Origin of the sequence: Agromyces neolithicus, assembly GCF_039529735.1 — a bacterium.
GTDB classification, from domain to species: Bacteria; Actinomycetota; Actinomycetes; order Actinomycetales; family Microbacteriaceae; genus Agromyces; species Agromyces neolithicus.
In genome coordinates this window covers 229,147-241,743 of the sequence record NZ_BAAANJ010000004.1, presented here as the reverse complement: position 1 = coordinate 241,743, position 12,597 = coordinate 229,147, and the positions used below count along the sequence as shown (strand labels likewise).

The following is a 12,597-nucleotide window of genomic DNA, read 5'->3' as shown; positions in this document are numbered from 1 at the left end:
CCGCCGCTTCGCTCTGCCGCGGCGGGCTGACGCTCAGTCGCGTTGCCGCCGCGATTCGGATGCCGCTTCGCGCGCCGCGGCAGCGGCGCGCTCGACCCACTTGGGCGTTTCGCCGTAGCGCTGAAACGACACGAGCCGACCGGCCGCGCTGTCTTCGATGACCTGCGCCAGGCGCCGTTCACGGGTGGCCTCTTGCTTGGCCGAGAGCACCCAGTGGGTGACCTGACGCCGGTAGGTGGCCGTTGCCGCCTGCCAGAAGGCCGAGGCCGCGGCATCTGATGCCAACCGTGCTGCCGCCTCGGGAGGCAAGTGCGCCTCGGGGTTCTCGTGGGAATACACGCCGGATCGGTCTTCTCGCCGGCGCTCGAACGCGGCGATTCCGGCGGGGTGCATGCGCCCCTCGGCGGTGAGCTGCTCGACGAGGGCGATGTTCACGCTCGACCAGATGCTCGAGGGCTTGCGCGGACTCCACCGTTGGCGGCGCGCGTCGTCGTCGATGCGCTGGCTCACCGAGTCGATCCACCCGAAGCACAGAGCTTCGGGCACCGCCTGTTGCCACGTCAGCCCGCCGTCGGGGACGTGCTTCTTGTAGAGGCCCATCCACAACTCGGTCGCGGCGTCGTGGTTGGCCTCGAGCCAGGCGCGAAACTCGTCGGGCCCCGAGAAGAACAGGGCGGGGCGCTCGGGCGTGCCACCCGGGGTGCCGATCGTCGCGGTCATGGCCCGAGTCTGCCAGCGCACACCGACATCGCGGCGCGAGCCGGCGGTGGATCGGCCGGAGTAGGGTTCAGCGCAGACTGTGACCGCGCAACAGTGCCGAGCAAGGAGACGTGCGACGATGACCCGATTCGCGATCGACACCCTCACGGCGCTGCGGCTGGTGCGCGAGGGAATCGTGGTGTCTGACGAGCACCAGTTGGTCGCGCCGAACGTGCTGCGCTCGCAGGTGCTGTCGCACGTCTACCGTGATGCACGACAGGGTCGGCTCACGCAGCGCGAGGCTCGCGAGCAGCTCGACCGGCTCACGACGTTGCGCGTGCGGCTCTTGGGCGACCGGGTCTCGCGTGCGGTCGCCTGGCAGATCGCCGAACAGTTCGATTGGGATGACACGGCTCATGCCGAGTTCGTCGCCGTCGCCAAGCTGCAGGCCGACGCCTTCGTCACCCTCGACGCCCACCTCGCCCGCCAGGTCGAGGGCATCGTCGCGATCGCGCCGTTCGAGTCGCTTGTCGGCCCATGAGTCTGGCGCCGGCGGGTAGGCGGTTCACGACGCAGTGGCTAGGCTGTAGGGGCCGGGCCGGCACGCGCAAACTCTCATGAGCCAGCACGTCCGCCCGGGCGGGCGACTTTCGCACCAATGCCCGAACGGAGCGGCTCAACGATGTCCTGGGACGATGATTTCTCTGCCGACGAGTACGGCGACGGTCGTCGAGCCCGAGGCAGTGGGCGCGTCTCGGGTTGGCGATTCGTGCGTCGAGTGGCCGGGTATGCCGGTCTCGTCGTCGGCGTGATCGCGTTGATCGTCGGAGTGGTCGTCGGCGTGAACTTCGCCGGGCTCGCCGTCAATCCCGACGGGTTCGGTTCACCGGTCGCCGACGGGCCGCGAGTCGCTCTTCCGCCCGTGACCCAACCGACCGATCATGCCGATCCGGCCGAGCCGGCCGACGATGTCGACGCCACGCAGGCGCCGCCGCCCGCGGAGGTGTCGGAGTCGATCGTGGTGCCGTTGCCGCAGGTCGATCGCACGTGGATCTCTCAGATGGCCGCGGCCACGGGCATTCCCGAGCGCGCCCTGTCGGCATATGCGCTCGCACACGTCGCGATCGCCGAAGAGCAGCCGAAGTGCGGCATCGACTGGACCACGATCGCGGCCATCGGTTCGATCGAGTCCGACCACGGCAACCACGGCGCGTCCGAGCTCGGCGCCGACGGGTACCCCGATCCGGCGATCGTCGGCCGAGCGCTCGACGGCAACGGCGTGGCGACGATCAGGGACACCGACGGCGGCCTGCTCGACGGCGACGCCACATGGGACCGAGCCGTCGGTCCGATGCAGTTCATCCCGTCGACCTGGAGCAAGTGGGGCAGCGACGCGAACGGCGACGGCGTCGCCGACCCGAACCAGATCGACGACGCCGCACACGCCGCGGCGGCGTACCTCTGCGCCTCGGGGTCGATGACCACTCCCGAGGGGTGGCGGGCGGCGGTGTACTCGTACAACCACGACAACGACTACGTCGACAAGGTCGCGGCCGTCGCGATCGAATACGCGGCGGCTGCCGTGTAGTCCGGCCGCGGCAGCGGGTTCTCGATCGAAGCGCCCGAAGGACAGCGGTTCCTCATCCGGTCCCGTCTGGTGCCGACCTGAACCACGTGGTTCGACCCACAGCTCTCCCGCTCCAAGGCGGCAAGAGACTGCCGGTCGTACCATGGCAGTGTCACGCCCGATCGCTCATCGTTCGACGGGAGGCGTCATGATCGAAGTCCGCGTCCTCGGCATAGCGCTCGATCCTGCCGGGCAGCACATCGTGCTGCTCAAGCCGGTCGGCGACGACGAAGGTGCCGGGCGCGTACTGCCGATCTGGATCGGTGGCCAGGAGGCGACCTCGATCCTGATCGCGATCGAGGGCGAGCACGCGCCGCGCCCGCTGTCGCACGACCTCATCACGACACTGTTCGGCGCGGTCGGAGCCAAGGTCGAGCGGGTCGAGGTGACCCGCATCGACGAGGGCACCTTCTACGCCGAGCTCACCCTCACGACACCCACAGGCCCGCAGGTGCTCGATGCCCGCCCGTCCGACGCCGTCGCGCTCGCAGTGCGGGCCGAGGCGCCGATCTTCGTCGCCGACGAGGTGCTCGACGATGCGGGCATCCCCGCAGAGATGGCCGACCTGCGCGACGACGAAGAGAAGCTCGACGAGTTCAAGCACTTCCTCGACGAGGTCGACCCCGAGGACTTCCAGGGCTGACCGAATCTCAGCTGCCCGCTCCGGGGCGTCAGTCTGCGGTTTCGAAGTAGAGATGCGCGTGCAAGCGGCAGCGCTCGTTGAACGGAGCACGGCAGCTCGGACACTCGTTCGTTGCGAGGTATGACGCGATCGTGAGCTCGATGCTGCATGCGCCGCAGAGAACGGCCTCCTGGTCCCGTTCGCTGTGCTTCCACTGCGTGGCGACGTGGCCGGCGGTCTCCTCATGGCAGAGGTGGCACGGGTAGTACTCGTTGCAGCACGCGAACTTGATCGCGACGATGTCGACCTCGGTGCGGTAGTGCACGCAACGCGTCATCTCGTCGACCACCGGGCCGAGCACGAGCGGCGATGCTCGGGGCTCGCGGTGGTCGGATTCGGGCACGTTGACCATCATTCCATTGCGGCGCGAACCGGTCGAGCTGCCGTAGTGGCGCGTACAGTGGGTTGTTGGGGAGAGATCATGCCTGACAAGTCGCCGCACGACCATCACATCAAGAAGCCGGCAACAAGGACGCTCAAAGAGAAGCGCGCCGAGAAGCACGCGAAAGAGCACGACCACGACATGAGCGCCGCGTCTGATGCCGTGCACGAAGCGCACGAGGCAGCCAAGGCGCACAAGCCCGGCGCCTGGCACCCCGGGGATGCCGCACACAAGAAGCATTAGGGGGCACGTGATCCCAGGTTGAGCGGTCGCGCCAGGTGCGGCTGCGGACTAGCTTGGAAGCGTGTCCGTCACTCGAGCCGACGCACGGGCCGCTCACGCCGTCGGCGTGGAGCGCCTTCTCGAGAGCTATCTGACGGTTCCCTCGACGGCGCCGGTTCGGCTCGCCAAGCCGACGTCGAACCTGTTCCGAACGCGAGCGACGGCCGACGCCGCAGGCCTCGACACGTCGGGGCTGACGCACGTCATCGCGGTCGACGCCGAAGCACGCACGGCCGACGTCGCCGGCATGTGCACGTACGAGGACCTCGTCGCCGCGACGCTGCCCCATGGGTTGGCGCCGCTCGTGGTGCCGCAGCTGAAGACCATCACCCTCGGCGGTGCGGTCACGGGGCTCGGCATCGAGTCGACCTCGTTCCGCAACGGCATGCCGCACGAGTCGGTGCTCGAGATGGACATCCTGACGGGAGCCGGTGAGGTGCTGACCGCGTCGCGCGACGAGCACAGCGAGCACGCCGACCTGTTCCGTGCCTTCCCGAACTCATACGGAACCCTGGGCTACGCGGTGCGCCTGCGCATCGAGCTCGAGCCGGTGCATCCGTTCGTCGCGCTCACCCACCTGCGGTTCCATGCGCTCGCCGACCTCGTCGACGCGATGCACCGCATCGTCGAGACCGGCAGCCTCGACGGGGAGCGCGTCGACTACCTCGACGGCGTCGTGTTCAGCGCCGATGAGAGCTACCTGTGCGTCGGCAGGCAGACGGCAGATCCCGGGCCGGTCAGCGACTACACCGGGCAGCAGATCTTCTACCGCTCGATCCAGCACGCCGAGGGCGCCAAGCACGACCGCCTGACCATCCACGACTACCTCTGGCGCTGGGACACGGACTGGTTCTGGTGTTCGGGGGCGTTCGGGGCGCAGCATCCGCTCGTTCGCCGGTTCTGGCCGCGGCGCTATCGGCGCAGCAGCTCGTATTCGAAGCTCATGCGCCTCGAGCGGCGGTTCGACATCGGCAACCGCCTCGAGAAGCTCAAGGGCCGGCCGCCGCGCGAGCGCGTCATCCAAGACATCGAGGTGCCGATCGGGCGCTGCGAGGAGTTTCTCGAGTGGTTCCTCGGCAACGTGCCGATCGAGCCGATCTGGCTGTGCCCGCTGCGCCTGCGCGACGATGCCGGCTGGCCGCTCTACCCCCTGCGGCCGCGGCGCACCTACGTGAACGTGGGCTTCTGGTCGACGGTGCCGGTCGGGGCGACCGAGGGTGAGACGAACCGGCGCATCGAACGCGAGGTCGCCCAGCTTGACGGGCACAAGTCGCTGTACTCCGACGCGTTCTACAGCCGCGAGGAGTTCGACGCGCTCTACGGCGGCGACGCCTACCGGTCTGCGAAGGCGCGGTACGACCCCGATTCACGTCTGCTCGACCTCTATGCGAAGGCGGTACAACGACGATGACCACGATCAAGGGACAGCGGCCCGAGACGGCTGCGCCGCAAGATCCGAAGCCGACGGATGACCCTGCCGGGCACGAGGCGGCAGGCAAGCTCACCCTCGCCGAGGTGCTCGAGCTGTTCGCCGGTGGGCGACTGCCGCTGCGATTCACCGCCTACGACGGCAGCTCAGCTGGGCCCGCCGACGCCGCGCTCGGCATCGAGCTGAAGTCGCCGCGGGGCACGACCTACCTCGCCACCGCGCGGGGCGACCTCGGCTTGGCGCGCGCCTACATCGCCGGCGACCTCGAGATCCACGGCGTGCACCCCGGCGACCCCTACGAACTGCTCAAGGCGCTCGCCGACGAACTGGTGTTCACGATGCCGTCGCCGCGGGTGATGGCCCAGGTCGTGCGTTCGATCGGGGTCGAGCACCTGCGGCCGATCGCGCCGCCGCCGCAGGAGGTGCCGCCGCGGTGGCGTCGCGTCGCCGACGGACTTCGGCACAGCAAATCGCGCGACGCCGAGGCGATACACCACCACTACGACGTGTCGAACACCTTCTACGAGTGGGTGCTCGGGCCGTCGATGACCTACACGTGCGCGTGCTACCCGGGCCTCGAGGCATCGCTCGACGAGGCACAGGAGAACAAGTACCGCCTGGTGTTCGAGAAGCTGCGGCTGCGGCCGGGCGACCGATTGCTCGACGTCGGCTGCGGCTGGGGCGGAATGGTGCGCTACGCCGCGCGCCGCGGTGTGCGCGCCACGGGCGTGACGCTGTCTCGCGAGCAGACCTCGTGGGCGCAGCGGGCCATCGCCGAAGAAGGCCTCACCGACCTGGCCGAGGTGCGCTTCGGCGACTACCGCGACATCGCCGAGTCGGGCTTCGACGCGGTGTCGTCGATCGGCCTGCTCGAGCACATCGGGGTGCGCAACTACCCCTCGTACTTCAGGTTCCTGCAGTCGAGGCTGCGCCCCGGCGGGCTGCTGCTGAACCACTGCATCACCCGCCCCGACAACACGAGCACGCCGTCGACGCGCGGGTTCATCGACCGCTACGTCTTTCCCGACGGCGAGCTCACCGGCTCGGGCCGCATCATCACCGAAGCGCAGAACGTGGGCCTCGAGGTGCTGCACGAGGAGAACCTGCGGCGCCACTATGCGCTGACCCTGCGCGACTGGTGCGCCAACCTCGTGGAGCACTGGGACGAAGCGGTCGCCGAGGTCGGGCTGCCCACCGCGAAGGTGTGGGGCCTGTACATGGCCGGCTCGCGGCTCGCGTTCGAGTCGGGCGGCATTCAGCTGCACCAGGTGTTGGCGGTGAAGCCCGGCGACGGCAGTCGTAACGGTGACGGCGACCTGCCGCTGCGGCCGTGGTGGACGCCGTAGCCTGCGGCGTTCAGTGATAGCAATTGCTGTTCGAGCTCGCGCTGTTCGAAATCACCATGGCTGCCCAGCGCTCATCAGCGCGTCGACCGCGTCGGGCGTCAGGGCTCCGGTGTTGGCACCGAGGCTCCCGGCCACGATGGCGCCGGCTGCGGCGCCGCGGACGACGGCCTCCTCCAGAACGGCCCCGGAGGCAAGAGCGGCGGCGAGCGCACCGCAGAAAGCATCGCCCGCGCCGGTCGTGTCGACTACGTCGACGCGGAAGGCCTCGACGAACACGGGCGGCCGTCCCGCGCGGTGGACCTCGACGCCGTCGCCGCCCAGTGTGCGAACAACCGCCGCCGCCCCGGCGGCCTGCAGCCGCTCGATTCCGCCCAGTTCGTCGCTCTCGGTCTCATTGACGATCAGCACGTCGACGTCGGTGAGGAGCGCGAGCGCGTCGGGGTGGGCCGGGGCCGCATTGAGAAGTGTGAGCGCGCCCGCCGCGCGTGCGGCACTCAGCCCTGCCGCGACGCTCGGGAGGGGGACTTCCAGTTGCGCGAGCACGACGCGAGCGCCGGAGACTGCGGATGTGACATCCTCCGCACTCAACGTGCCGTTCGCGCCTGATGCCACGACAATGCTGTTGTCCGAGTCGTGCAGGGTGAAGACATGTGCCGTGCCGGTCGGGGCGGTGTCGGTGCGGAGCATCGCCCCGGCGACACCGCCCGCGATGAGCAGGTCTTGCAGGAAGTCGCCCGCGGGGTCGTCACCGACGCACGCGCAGAAGCGGGTGCGTCCCCCGGTGCGGGCGGAGGCGAGGGCCTGGTTCAGGCCCTTGCCTCCGGCGAATCGGCCCACGGCGTCACCGAGGATCGTCTCGCCGGTTCGCGGCAGGCGCGAGACCTCGATCACGAGATCGAGGTTCGCACTGCCGACGACGACGACATCGGCCGGAGTCGACATCCCGTCAGCTCTTCCGGCGGTACCCGGACGCGGTGTGCGACTCGGCGAGCGCCGGGCTGGACGCGCCCATCAGACGTTCGCGGAGGGTTTGCGGCTGCGCGGGGTGCGGGGCGATCGCGCCGCGGTCCTTGAGGATGGGCAGGACGAGTTCGATGAAGTCCGCGGTCGACGCGGGCGGGATCACGGGCGAGAAGAGGAATCCGTCGAGGTCGGCTCCCTCGACGAGTTTGCACATCTGATCGGCGATCTGCTCAGGGGTTCCGATGAATGGCCGTGCGCCGACACCGTGCGCGTGCCAGTCGTCGAGCACGTCGCCGACGGTCTTGCCGGCGAACCGGGCGACTTGGGTCTGCGACAGCTCGGTCTTCAGCTCCGTCATGGGGGTGTCGCGATCGTAGGCCGCGAGGTTCAGGCCCGTGAACCATGCGTAGGACGCGATGGTGACATCGGGGTTCTGCGCCGCTGCGACGGAGGCGTACTTGCGCTGCGCCTCCTCCTCAGTGCTGCCGACGACGGCGGAGATGGCCGCCATGATCTTGACTTCGTCGGCGGCTCGGCCATTCTTGACGGCTTCCCCGCGGATCGAGGCCGAGAGTGCGCGCAGTTGTTCGACGGGGCCGCTGCCCACGAAGATCGCCTCGCCGTGCTTGCCGCCGAAAGTCCGACCGGCGGGAGAGGCGCCCGCCTGGAAGAGGACGGGCGTGCCCTGCGGTGATCGCGCGGTGTTGCCGTAGCCGCGCGATCGGAAGTATGGGCCTTCGTGCTCGATGCGGTGCACCTTCGCCGGGTCGGCGAAGCGTCCGTTCTTGTCGCGTTCGAGGGCGTCTTCCTCCCACGCCTGCTCCCAGAGCTTGTAGACGACCTGCATGAAGTCGTCCGCCATGAGGTAGCGCTCGTCGTGGCCGACCATCGGTACGCCGAAGCCCTGCACCGCCGTGTCGGCGGTGCCCGTCGTCACGACGTTCCATCCGATGCGACCGCCCGAGAGGATGTCGAGCGTCGCCATGCGCCGGGCGAACGCGTACGGCGGTTCGAGCAGCGTGGAGCCGGTCGCGACCAGGCCCAGCCGGCTGGTCTCGGGGATGAGTGCGCCGAGGACGATCGCCGGGTCGAGCCTGGGCAGGTCGAGGCCCTCGGCGGAGGCGACGTCCGGGCGCTCGCCGGCGACGTCGGCCCAGCCCCATGCGTCTGCGAGGAACATGAAGTCGAAGCCGGCGTCTTCGACCATGCGAGCGGTGTCGCGCCAGTAGTCGAGCTTGTCGAAGAGGTACCGCTTGTTGTCGGGGTGACGCCAGGTCGCCGTGCCAGAGTCGTTGGCCTGCGCGTTCTCGAAGAGGCCGAGGCGCATCTGCTTGACCATTGTCTTGCCTGCTTTCTGAGGGTTTCGTTCGTTCGCGCGGTTCAGCCGCGCGCAGTGATCTGGTCGTCGCTCCACCACAGGACGCGCTTGCGCACGAGGGCGAGAACAGCGATGAGGAGCACCCCGAGCAGGCACAGCAGGGCGATGCTCGCCCAGGTGACGGGGAGGTTCGCCTGCGCGGCCGAGGTGGTGACAAGCGAGCCGAGGCCCGCCTGCTGGCCGGCGGCGACGAACTCGGCCACCGCGGCTCCGACGACCGCCAGCGGGAGCGCGATCCGCAGCCCAGCGAACACGTAGGGCATGCTGCCCGGGAATCGCAGCTCCCGGAAGGTCTCCCACCGGCTCGCGTGCAGGGTCTTGAACACGTCGAGCGCACGTTGGTCGACGTCGCGGAGGCCGGCCAGTGAGTTCACGAGCATGGGGAAGAACACGACCAGGCCAGTGACGATGAACTTCGGCACCATCCCGAATCCGAACGCCACCACGAGCGCGGGTGCGATCGCGACGATCGGGGTGACCATCACGATCACCACGAGCGGCATCACCGCGCGCTCGATGATCTGGAACTCCGACATGATCACGGCCAGCAGGAAGCCGGCGAGGATGCCGGTGGCGGCGCCAACGACGACCTCGAGCAGCGTGGTCAATGAGTTCGACCAGTACATTTCGGGGTTCTGGATGAGGCTCAGCGCGATCGCGTCGAGCGTCGGGATCACGTAGGGGTTCGCGATGGCCAGGAGCTGCCACAGGGCCGCGGCGATCACGAAGGTGATCAGTGTCGGCACCCACGTGCCCCAGCGCAGCCACGCCGGCACCCTCGATCGACGCCCCCGCTCGCCACGGACTGCGGCGAAGGCGGCGGTCGAGTCCTGGACGGTCAGTTCAGACATGGGCGTCCTCCATCTGTGTGTGCAGCGCCGTGCGCACGACGGCCTCGAGATCGCGGAACTCGTCGGTGGCGTAGGCATCTGCAGTTCGCGGTCGCGGCAGATCGACGTCGATGATCTGGGCGATCCGGCCGGGGTGCGCGGCCATCACCACGATGCGGTCCGAGAGCATGATCGCTTCAGGCACCGAGTGGGTGACGAACATGACGGCCTTTCGGTTCGACTGCCAGAAGTCGAGCAGGGCCATGCGCTGGAGGTCCCGGTTCATCTCGTCGAGCGCCGAGAACGGCTCGTCCATCAGCATGATGGCCGGGTCGAACACGAACGCACGCGCGATCGCGGCACGCTGCTGCATTCCGCCGGAGAGCTGACCGGGATACTTCGACATCGCATTCCCGAGGCCGAAGGTCGAGAGCAGCTCCTTCGCGTCACGCAGGATGCGGTCGCTGTTCGCCTTCTTGTTCACGGCCAACGGCAGTTGCACGTTGTCGAGCACCGTCCGCCAGGGCAGGAGCGCCGGCGACTGCGGCACGAGCCCGATCTTCTTGTCGCGTGACGCGGCGGTGACGCTCTCGCCGTCGATCGTGACAGTTCCCAAGTCGGCGTCGATGAGTCCGGCAGTGACCTTGAGCAGTGTGGACTTGCCGCATCCGCTCGGACCGATGACCGAGACGAACTCGCCCATGCCGATCGTCAGGCTCACGCCGTCGAGAACAGTGACCTGGGAGCCCGACGGGCCGAACGACTTCGAGACGTTGCGGATCTCGACGCCTGCGCCCTGTGCCACGGCCATCATGCTGCCGGCCAGACGAGAGCGTCGCCGTCGTACAGGTCCGCGACGAGGTCGGAGTCCATCATGTCCGCGATCGCGGGGAGCTCGCCCACGTTCCCGTACTTCTTGACGAGTGCGTACTCGGGCTCCCACATCGCCTCGGTCTGCACACCGGGGTTGCCGCCGGCGCTTTCGCGCACCCATGCGGACTCGACCTCCCACGTACGGGCGAGCTGCTCGCGCGGGAACGCGGCGCCCTGGTTGTTGTCGACGGCGAGTTCGGCGAGCGTGTCGATGCACGCGTCGGACTCGTCGAGGCAGTACTGCAGCGCCTTGAGGCTCGCACGCATGAAGTCACCGGCGACCTCACGGTGCTCGGCGAGGAACTGCGAGTTCGCCTCCATGACGTTGTAGGTGCCCTCGACGCCGAGGTCGCTCGGGAGGAACTCGTTGAATGGCTGGTTCTGCGCGCGCAGCGACTGCGGCTGGTTGGAGGCGTACCCGACGATGGCGTCCACCTGCTCGCGGACCACGACGGTGGGGTCGTAGTTGGTCATCTTGACCATCTCGACCTTCGACGCGTCGACGCCGGCGTTGTCGAGCATCGCCGAGGCGATCGGGGTGAGGTTGATGAAGTACCCAAGCGACTCGCCGTCGAGGTCGTCCAGGCTCTCGATCTTCTCGTTCGTGAAGATCGAGAATGGCGACTCCGTGCCATAGGTCGCGACGGCCGTGAGGTTGCGGCTGTTGGCAGCAGCAAGCATGACATCCGACGCGGAGCCGAGCGCGGTGAACTGCGCCTGGCCGGAGGCGACCAGCTGCTGCCCGTTCGCTCCCGACGCGTTGATCTCAACGTCGAGGCACAGCTCGTCGAAGTAGCCCAGCTCCTCAGCGAGGAAGACGTCGATCTGACCGGCGCTGGCGGAATAGCCGTAGCCGGAGATATAAGTGATCGTTCCGACATCCTGATTGCGCTTGCATGTCTCGCTGTCGACCGCCGCAGCCGCGTTGGCGGCACTGGGGGCGGCGGCCGGCGCGGAGCAGGCCGCGAGCGCGAGAGTGGTTGCGAACGCGCCGGTCAGTGCGGCGGCGACCCGGATCCGAGTCTTCCGTGCGAAGAATGCATCCATGGGAATTTCCTTTCTGTGCCGTTCATCGTTGATGGCATCGGCAATGTTAGATGGTCAATCTTGATTACACAAGCGGCGATTATTCAAACTACTTCGCGCCGCGTTGGCGTGGGCGTTCTGATCGAACCCGGCGAATGACGGCCATTCGCCGGCCCGCAGGATCCGCTCGGAGATGCGAACGTCCTCGCGCGATTGCGCGCACAGCCGTTCCACGTCGTCGAACGCGAGCGTGGGGCGGATGAATTCGACGAGCTCGACGTCGAGCCGTCGCCCGTAGAGGTCGATCTCCAGGTCGTGGAGATGCACCTCGACCCGACGCGCCCGCCGCCCCGGAAAGGTGGGGTTCGTTCCGACGCTCACGGTCGATGTGAACACGTAGGGCAAGCCCCGCACCAGGGTGAGCGCGGCGTAGATGCCGTCATCGGGCAACTCCCCGGCATCGAGCAGGAGATTGGCGGTCGGAAAGCCGAGGACGCGCCCACGCGAATCGCCGTGGACGACGACGCCGGTGAGGTGCCCGACATCGGGATGACGGCTCACACCGCGACATCCGTCGAGATCGAACGGTACCGGCTCTGGTGGAAGATCAGGGGCTCGACATCGTCGAAGAGCGTGATGTCCTTGATCTCGAAGAGCGCGATCTCGTGATCGCCGCCGTCGAAGACGCTGCGCGGGGTGCAGGTCAGCCACAGCGCTGCGCCTTCGATCAGGACCGCGCCGTTCACCGTCTCCCGCCATTCATGCCCGTCGAAGCGGTCACCCTCCCGCGCCGAGAGACTTCGGCTCAGCGCCTCGTGATGCGAGGCCAGCACACTCATCCCCAGCTCCGGCACCGACGCCAGCAGTGGCCAGGTTCGCGACGTGCGCGCAACGCTCACAGCGACCAGTGCAGGCTCCAGGGAGATCGAGGTGAACGAGTTGACGGCCATGCCGGCAACCTTTCCGTCGACCTGCGCCCCGAGAGCGACGACACCAGTCGGATACACCGAGAAGGCGCGGCGCAGTGCGCGGTCCTGCGACAGAGTCTCTACTGAAGCTGTACTCATGACTTCCCTTTCG

Annotated in this window: 15 protein-coding genes and 1 pseudogene; 7 read left to right on the top strand and 9 right to left on the bottom strand. The window is 68.2% G+C overall.

Annotation, left to right across the window (positions count from 1 at the left end; translation table 11 throughout):
• Positions 1 to 33: 33 nt before the first annotated feature.
• The gene (locus ABD164_RS06630) at positions 34 to 720 is read right to left on the bottom strand and encodes a YdeI/OmpD-associated family protein (protein ID WP_344294697.1); all 687 of its coding nucleotides are present in this window, start codon (positions 718 to 720) and stop codon (positions 34 to 36) included.
• Between the two features lie 118 nt (positions 721 to 838).
• Between ABD164_RS06630 and ABD164_RS06625 the strand changes: the two genes are divergently transcribed.
• The 4 genes and pseudogenes from ABD164_RS06625 to ABD164_RS06610 all read left to right on the top strand — a co-directional run bounded on the left by ABD164_RS06625 (position 839) and on the right by ABD164_RS06610 (position 2,969).
• The gene (locus tag ABD164_RS06625; RefSeq protein WP_344294695.1) at positions 839 to 1,240 is read left to right on the top strand and encodes a hypothetical protein; all 402 of its coding nucleotides are present in this window, start codon (positions 839 to 841) and stop codon (positions 1,238 to 1,240) included.
• Positions 1,241 to 1,381: 141 nt separating this feature from the next.
• Positions 1,382 to 2,287, top strand: coding sequence for a lytic transglycosylase domain-containing protein (locus ABD164_RS06620; RefSeq protein ID WP_344294693.1), 906 nt, complete (start codon positions 1,382 to 1,384; stop codon positions 2,285 to 2,287).
• A gap of 3 nt (positions 2,288 to 2,290) precedes the next feature.
• A pseudogene (locus tag ABD164_RS06615) lies at positions 2,291 to 2,368 on the top strand (DUF779 domain-containing protein); the annotation flags it as partial.
• 106 nt (positions 2,369 to 2,474) lie between these two features.
• Complete coding sequence (locus ABD164_RS06610; RefSeq protein WP_344294691.1) at positions 2,475 to 2,969, top strand: bifunctional nuclease family protein; 495 nt, start codon at positions 2,475 to 2,477, stop codon at positions 2,967 to 2,969.
• 28 nt (positions 2,970 to 2,997) lie between these two features.
• Here ABD164_RS06610 and ABD164_RS06605 read toward each other — a convergent pair whose 3' ends face one another.
• Positions 2,998 to 3,351 (bottom strand): CHY zinc finger protein, encoded by a 354-nt coding sequence (locus tag ABD164_RS06605; RefSeq protein ID WP_425545913.1) that lies wholly within the window; start codon positions 3,349 to 3,351, stop codon positions 2,998 to 3,000.
• Positions 3,352 to 3,429: 78 nt separating this feature from the next.
• On the opposite strand from ABD164_RS06605, the gene ABD164_RS06600 reads away from it, so the two are divergent.
• From ABD164_RS06600 to ABD164_RS06590, 3 genes are all read left to right on the top strand, one after another.
• On the top strand, positions 3,430 to 3,633 hold the full coding sequence (locus ABD164_RS06600; RefSeq protein ID WP_344294689.1) for a hypothetical protein: 204 nt from the start codon (positions 3,430 to 3,432) through the stop codon (positions 3,631 to 3,633).
• Between the two features lie 61 nt (positions 3,634 to 3,694).
• Positions 3,695 to 5,083 (top strand): FAD-binding oxidoreductase, encoded by a 1,389-nt coding sequence (locus ABD164_RS06595; RefSeq protein WP_344294687.1) that lies wholly within the window; start codon positions 3,695 to 3,697, stop codon positions 5,081 to 5,083.
• Positions 5,080 to 6,447: a class I SAM-dependent methyltransferase gene (locus tag ABD164_RS06590; protein WP_344294685.1), complete on the top strand. Its 1,368-nt coding sequence runs from the start codon at positions 5,080 to 5,082 to the stop codon at positions 6,445 to 6,447. The genes ABD164_RS06595 and ABD164_RS06590 overlap by 4 nt, the downstream gene beginning before the upstream one ends.
• A 51-nt stretch (positions 6,448 to 6,498) precedes the next feature.
• Here the strand turns inward: ABD164_RS06590 and ABD164_RS06585 are convergent, their stop codons facing one another.
• Genes ABD164_RS06585 through ABD164_RS06555 form a run of 7 tightly spaced genes read right to left on the bottom strand, consistent with a single transcriptional unit; the run spans position 6,499 to position 12,584 of the window.
• Positions 6,499 to 7,389 (bottom strand): ribokinase, encoded by an 891-nt coding sequence (locus ABD164_RS06585; protein ID WP_344294683.1) that lies wholly within the window; start codon positions 7,387 to 7,389, stop codon positions 6,499 to 6,501.
• A gap of 4 nt (positions 7,390 to 7,393) precedes the next feature.
• Complete coding sequence (locus ABD164_RS06580) at positions 7,394 to 8,749, bottom strand: NtaA/DmoA family FMN-dependent monooxygenase (RefSeq protein ID WP_344294681.1); 1,356 nt, start codon at positions 8,747 to 8,749, stop codon at positions 7,394 to 7,396.
• Between the two features lie 41 nt (positions 8,750 to 8,790).
• Positions 8,791 to 9,639, bottom strand: a complete 849-nt coding sequence (locus tag ABD164_RS06575) for an ABC transporter permease (protein ID WP_344294679.1) — start codon at positions 9,637 to 9,639, stop codon at positions 8,791 to 8,793.
• Entirely contained in the window at positions 9,632 to 10,429 is a 798-nt protein-coding gene (locus tag ABD164_RS06570; RefSeq protein ID WP_344295072.1) for an ABC transporter ATP-binding protein, read from the bottom strand. Before ABD164_RS06570 ends, ABD164_RS06575 begins: the two co-directional genes overlap by 8 nt.
• Positions 10,429 to 11,538: an ABC transporter substrate-binding protein gene (locus ABD164_RS06565; protein ID WP_344294677.1), complete on the bottom strand. Its 1,110-nt coding sequence runs from the start codon at positions 11,536 to 11,538 to the stop codon at positions 10,429 to 10,431. The genes ABD164_RS06570 and ABD164_RS06565 overlap by 1 nt, the downstream gene beginning before the upstream one ends.
• Before the next feature lie 54 nt (positions 11,539 to 11,592).
• Positions 11,593 to 12,078, bottom strand: a complete 486-nt coding sequence (locus tag ABD164_RS06560; protein WP_344294675.1) for a riboflavin kinase — start codon at positions 12,076 to 12,078, stop codon at positions 11,593 to 11,595.
• The gene (locus ABD164_RS06555) at positions 12,075 to 12,584 is read right to left on the bottom strand and encodes a flavin reductase family protein (RefSeq protein WP_344295070.1); all 510 of its coding nucleotides are present in this window, start codon (positions 12,582 to 12,584) and stop codon (positions 12,075 to 12,077) included. Before ABD164_RS06555 ends, ABD164_RS06560 begins: the two co-directional genes overlap by 4 nt.
• Between the last annotated feature and the right edge of the window lie 13 nt (positions 12,585 to 12,597).

Coding starts and splice junctions, on each gene's coding strand:
- ABD164_RS06625 (WP_344294695.1), top strand. CDS start 839: ATGACCCGATTCGCGATCGACACCCTCACGGCGCTGCGGCTGGTGCGC.
- ABD164_RS06580 (WP_344294681.1), bottom strand. CDS start 8,749: ATGGTCAAGCAGATGCGCCTCGGCCTCTTCGAGAACGCGCAGGCCAAC.
- ABD164_RS06570 (WP_344295072.1), bottom strand. CDS start 10,429: ATGGCCGTGGCACAGGGCGCAGGCGTCGAGATCCGCAACGTCTCGAAG.
- ABD164_RS06620 (WP_344294693.1), top strand. CDS start 1,382: ATGTCCTGGGACGATGATTTCTCTGCCGACGAGTACGGCGACGGTCGT.
- ABD164_RS06610 (WP_344294691.1), top strand. CDS start 2,475: ATGATCGAAGTCCGCGTCCTCGGCATAGCGCTCGATCCTGCCGGGCAG.
- ABD164_RS06590 (WP_344294685.1), top strand. CDS start 5,080: ATGACCACGATCAAGGGACAGCGGCCCGAGACGGCTGCGCCGCAAGAT.
- ABD164_RS06555 (WP_344295070.1), bottom strand. CDS start 12,584: ATGAGTACAGCTTCAGTAGAGACTCTGTCGCAGGACCGCGCACTGCGC.
- ABD164_RS06565 (WP_344294677.1), bottom strand. CDS start 11,538: ATGGATGCATTCTTCGCACGGAAGACTCGGATCCGGGTCGCCGCCGCA.
- ABD164_RS06600 (WP_344294689.1), top strand. CDS start 3,430: ATGCCTGACAAGTCGCCGCACGACCATCACATCAAGAAGCCGGCAACA.
- ABD164_RS06575 (WP_344294679.1), bottom strand. CDS start 9,639: ATGTCTGAACTGACCGTCCAGGACTCGACCGCCGCCTTCGCCGCAGTC.
- ABD164_RS06585 (WP_344294683.1), bottom strand. CDS start 7,389: ATGTCGACTCCGGCCGATGTCGTCGTCGTCGGCAGTGCGAACCTCGAT.
- ABD164_RS06630 (WP_344294697.1), bottom strand. CDS start 720: ATGACCGCGACGATCGGCACCCCGGGTGGCACGCCCGAGCGCCCCGCC.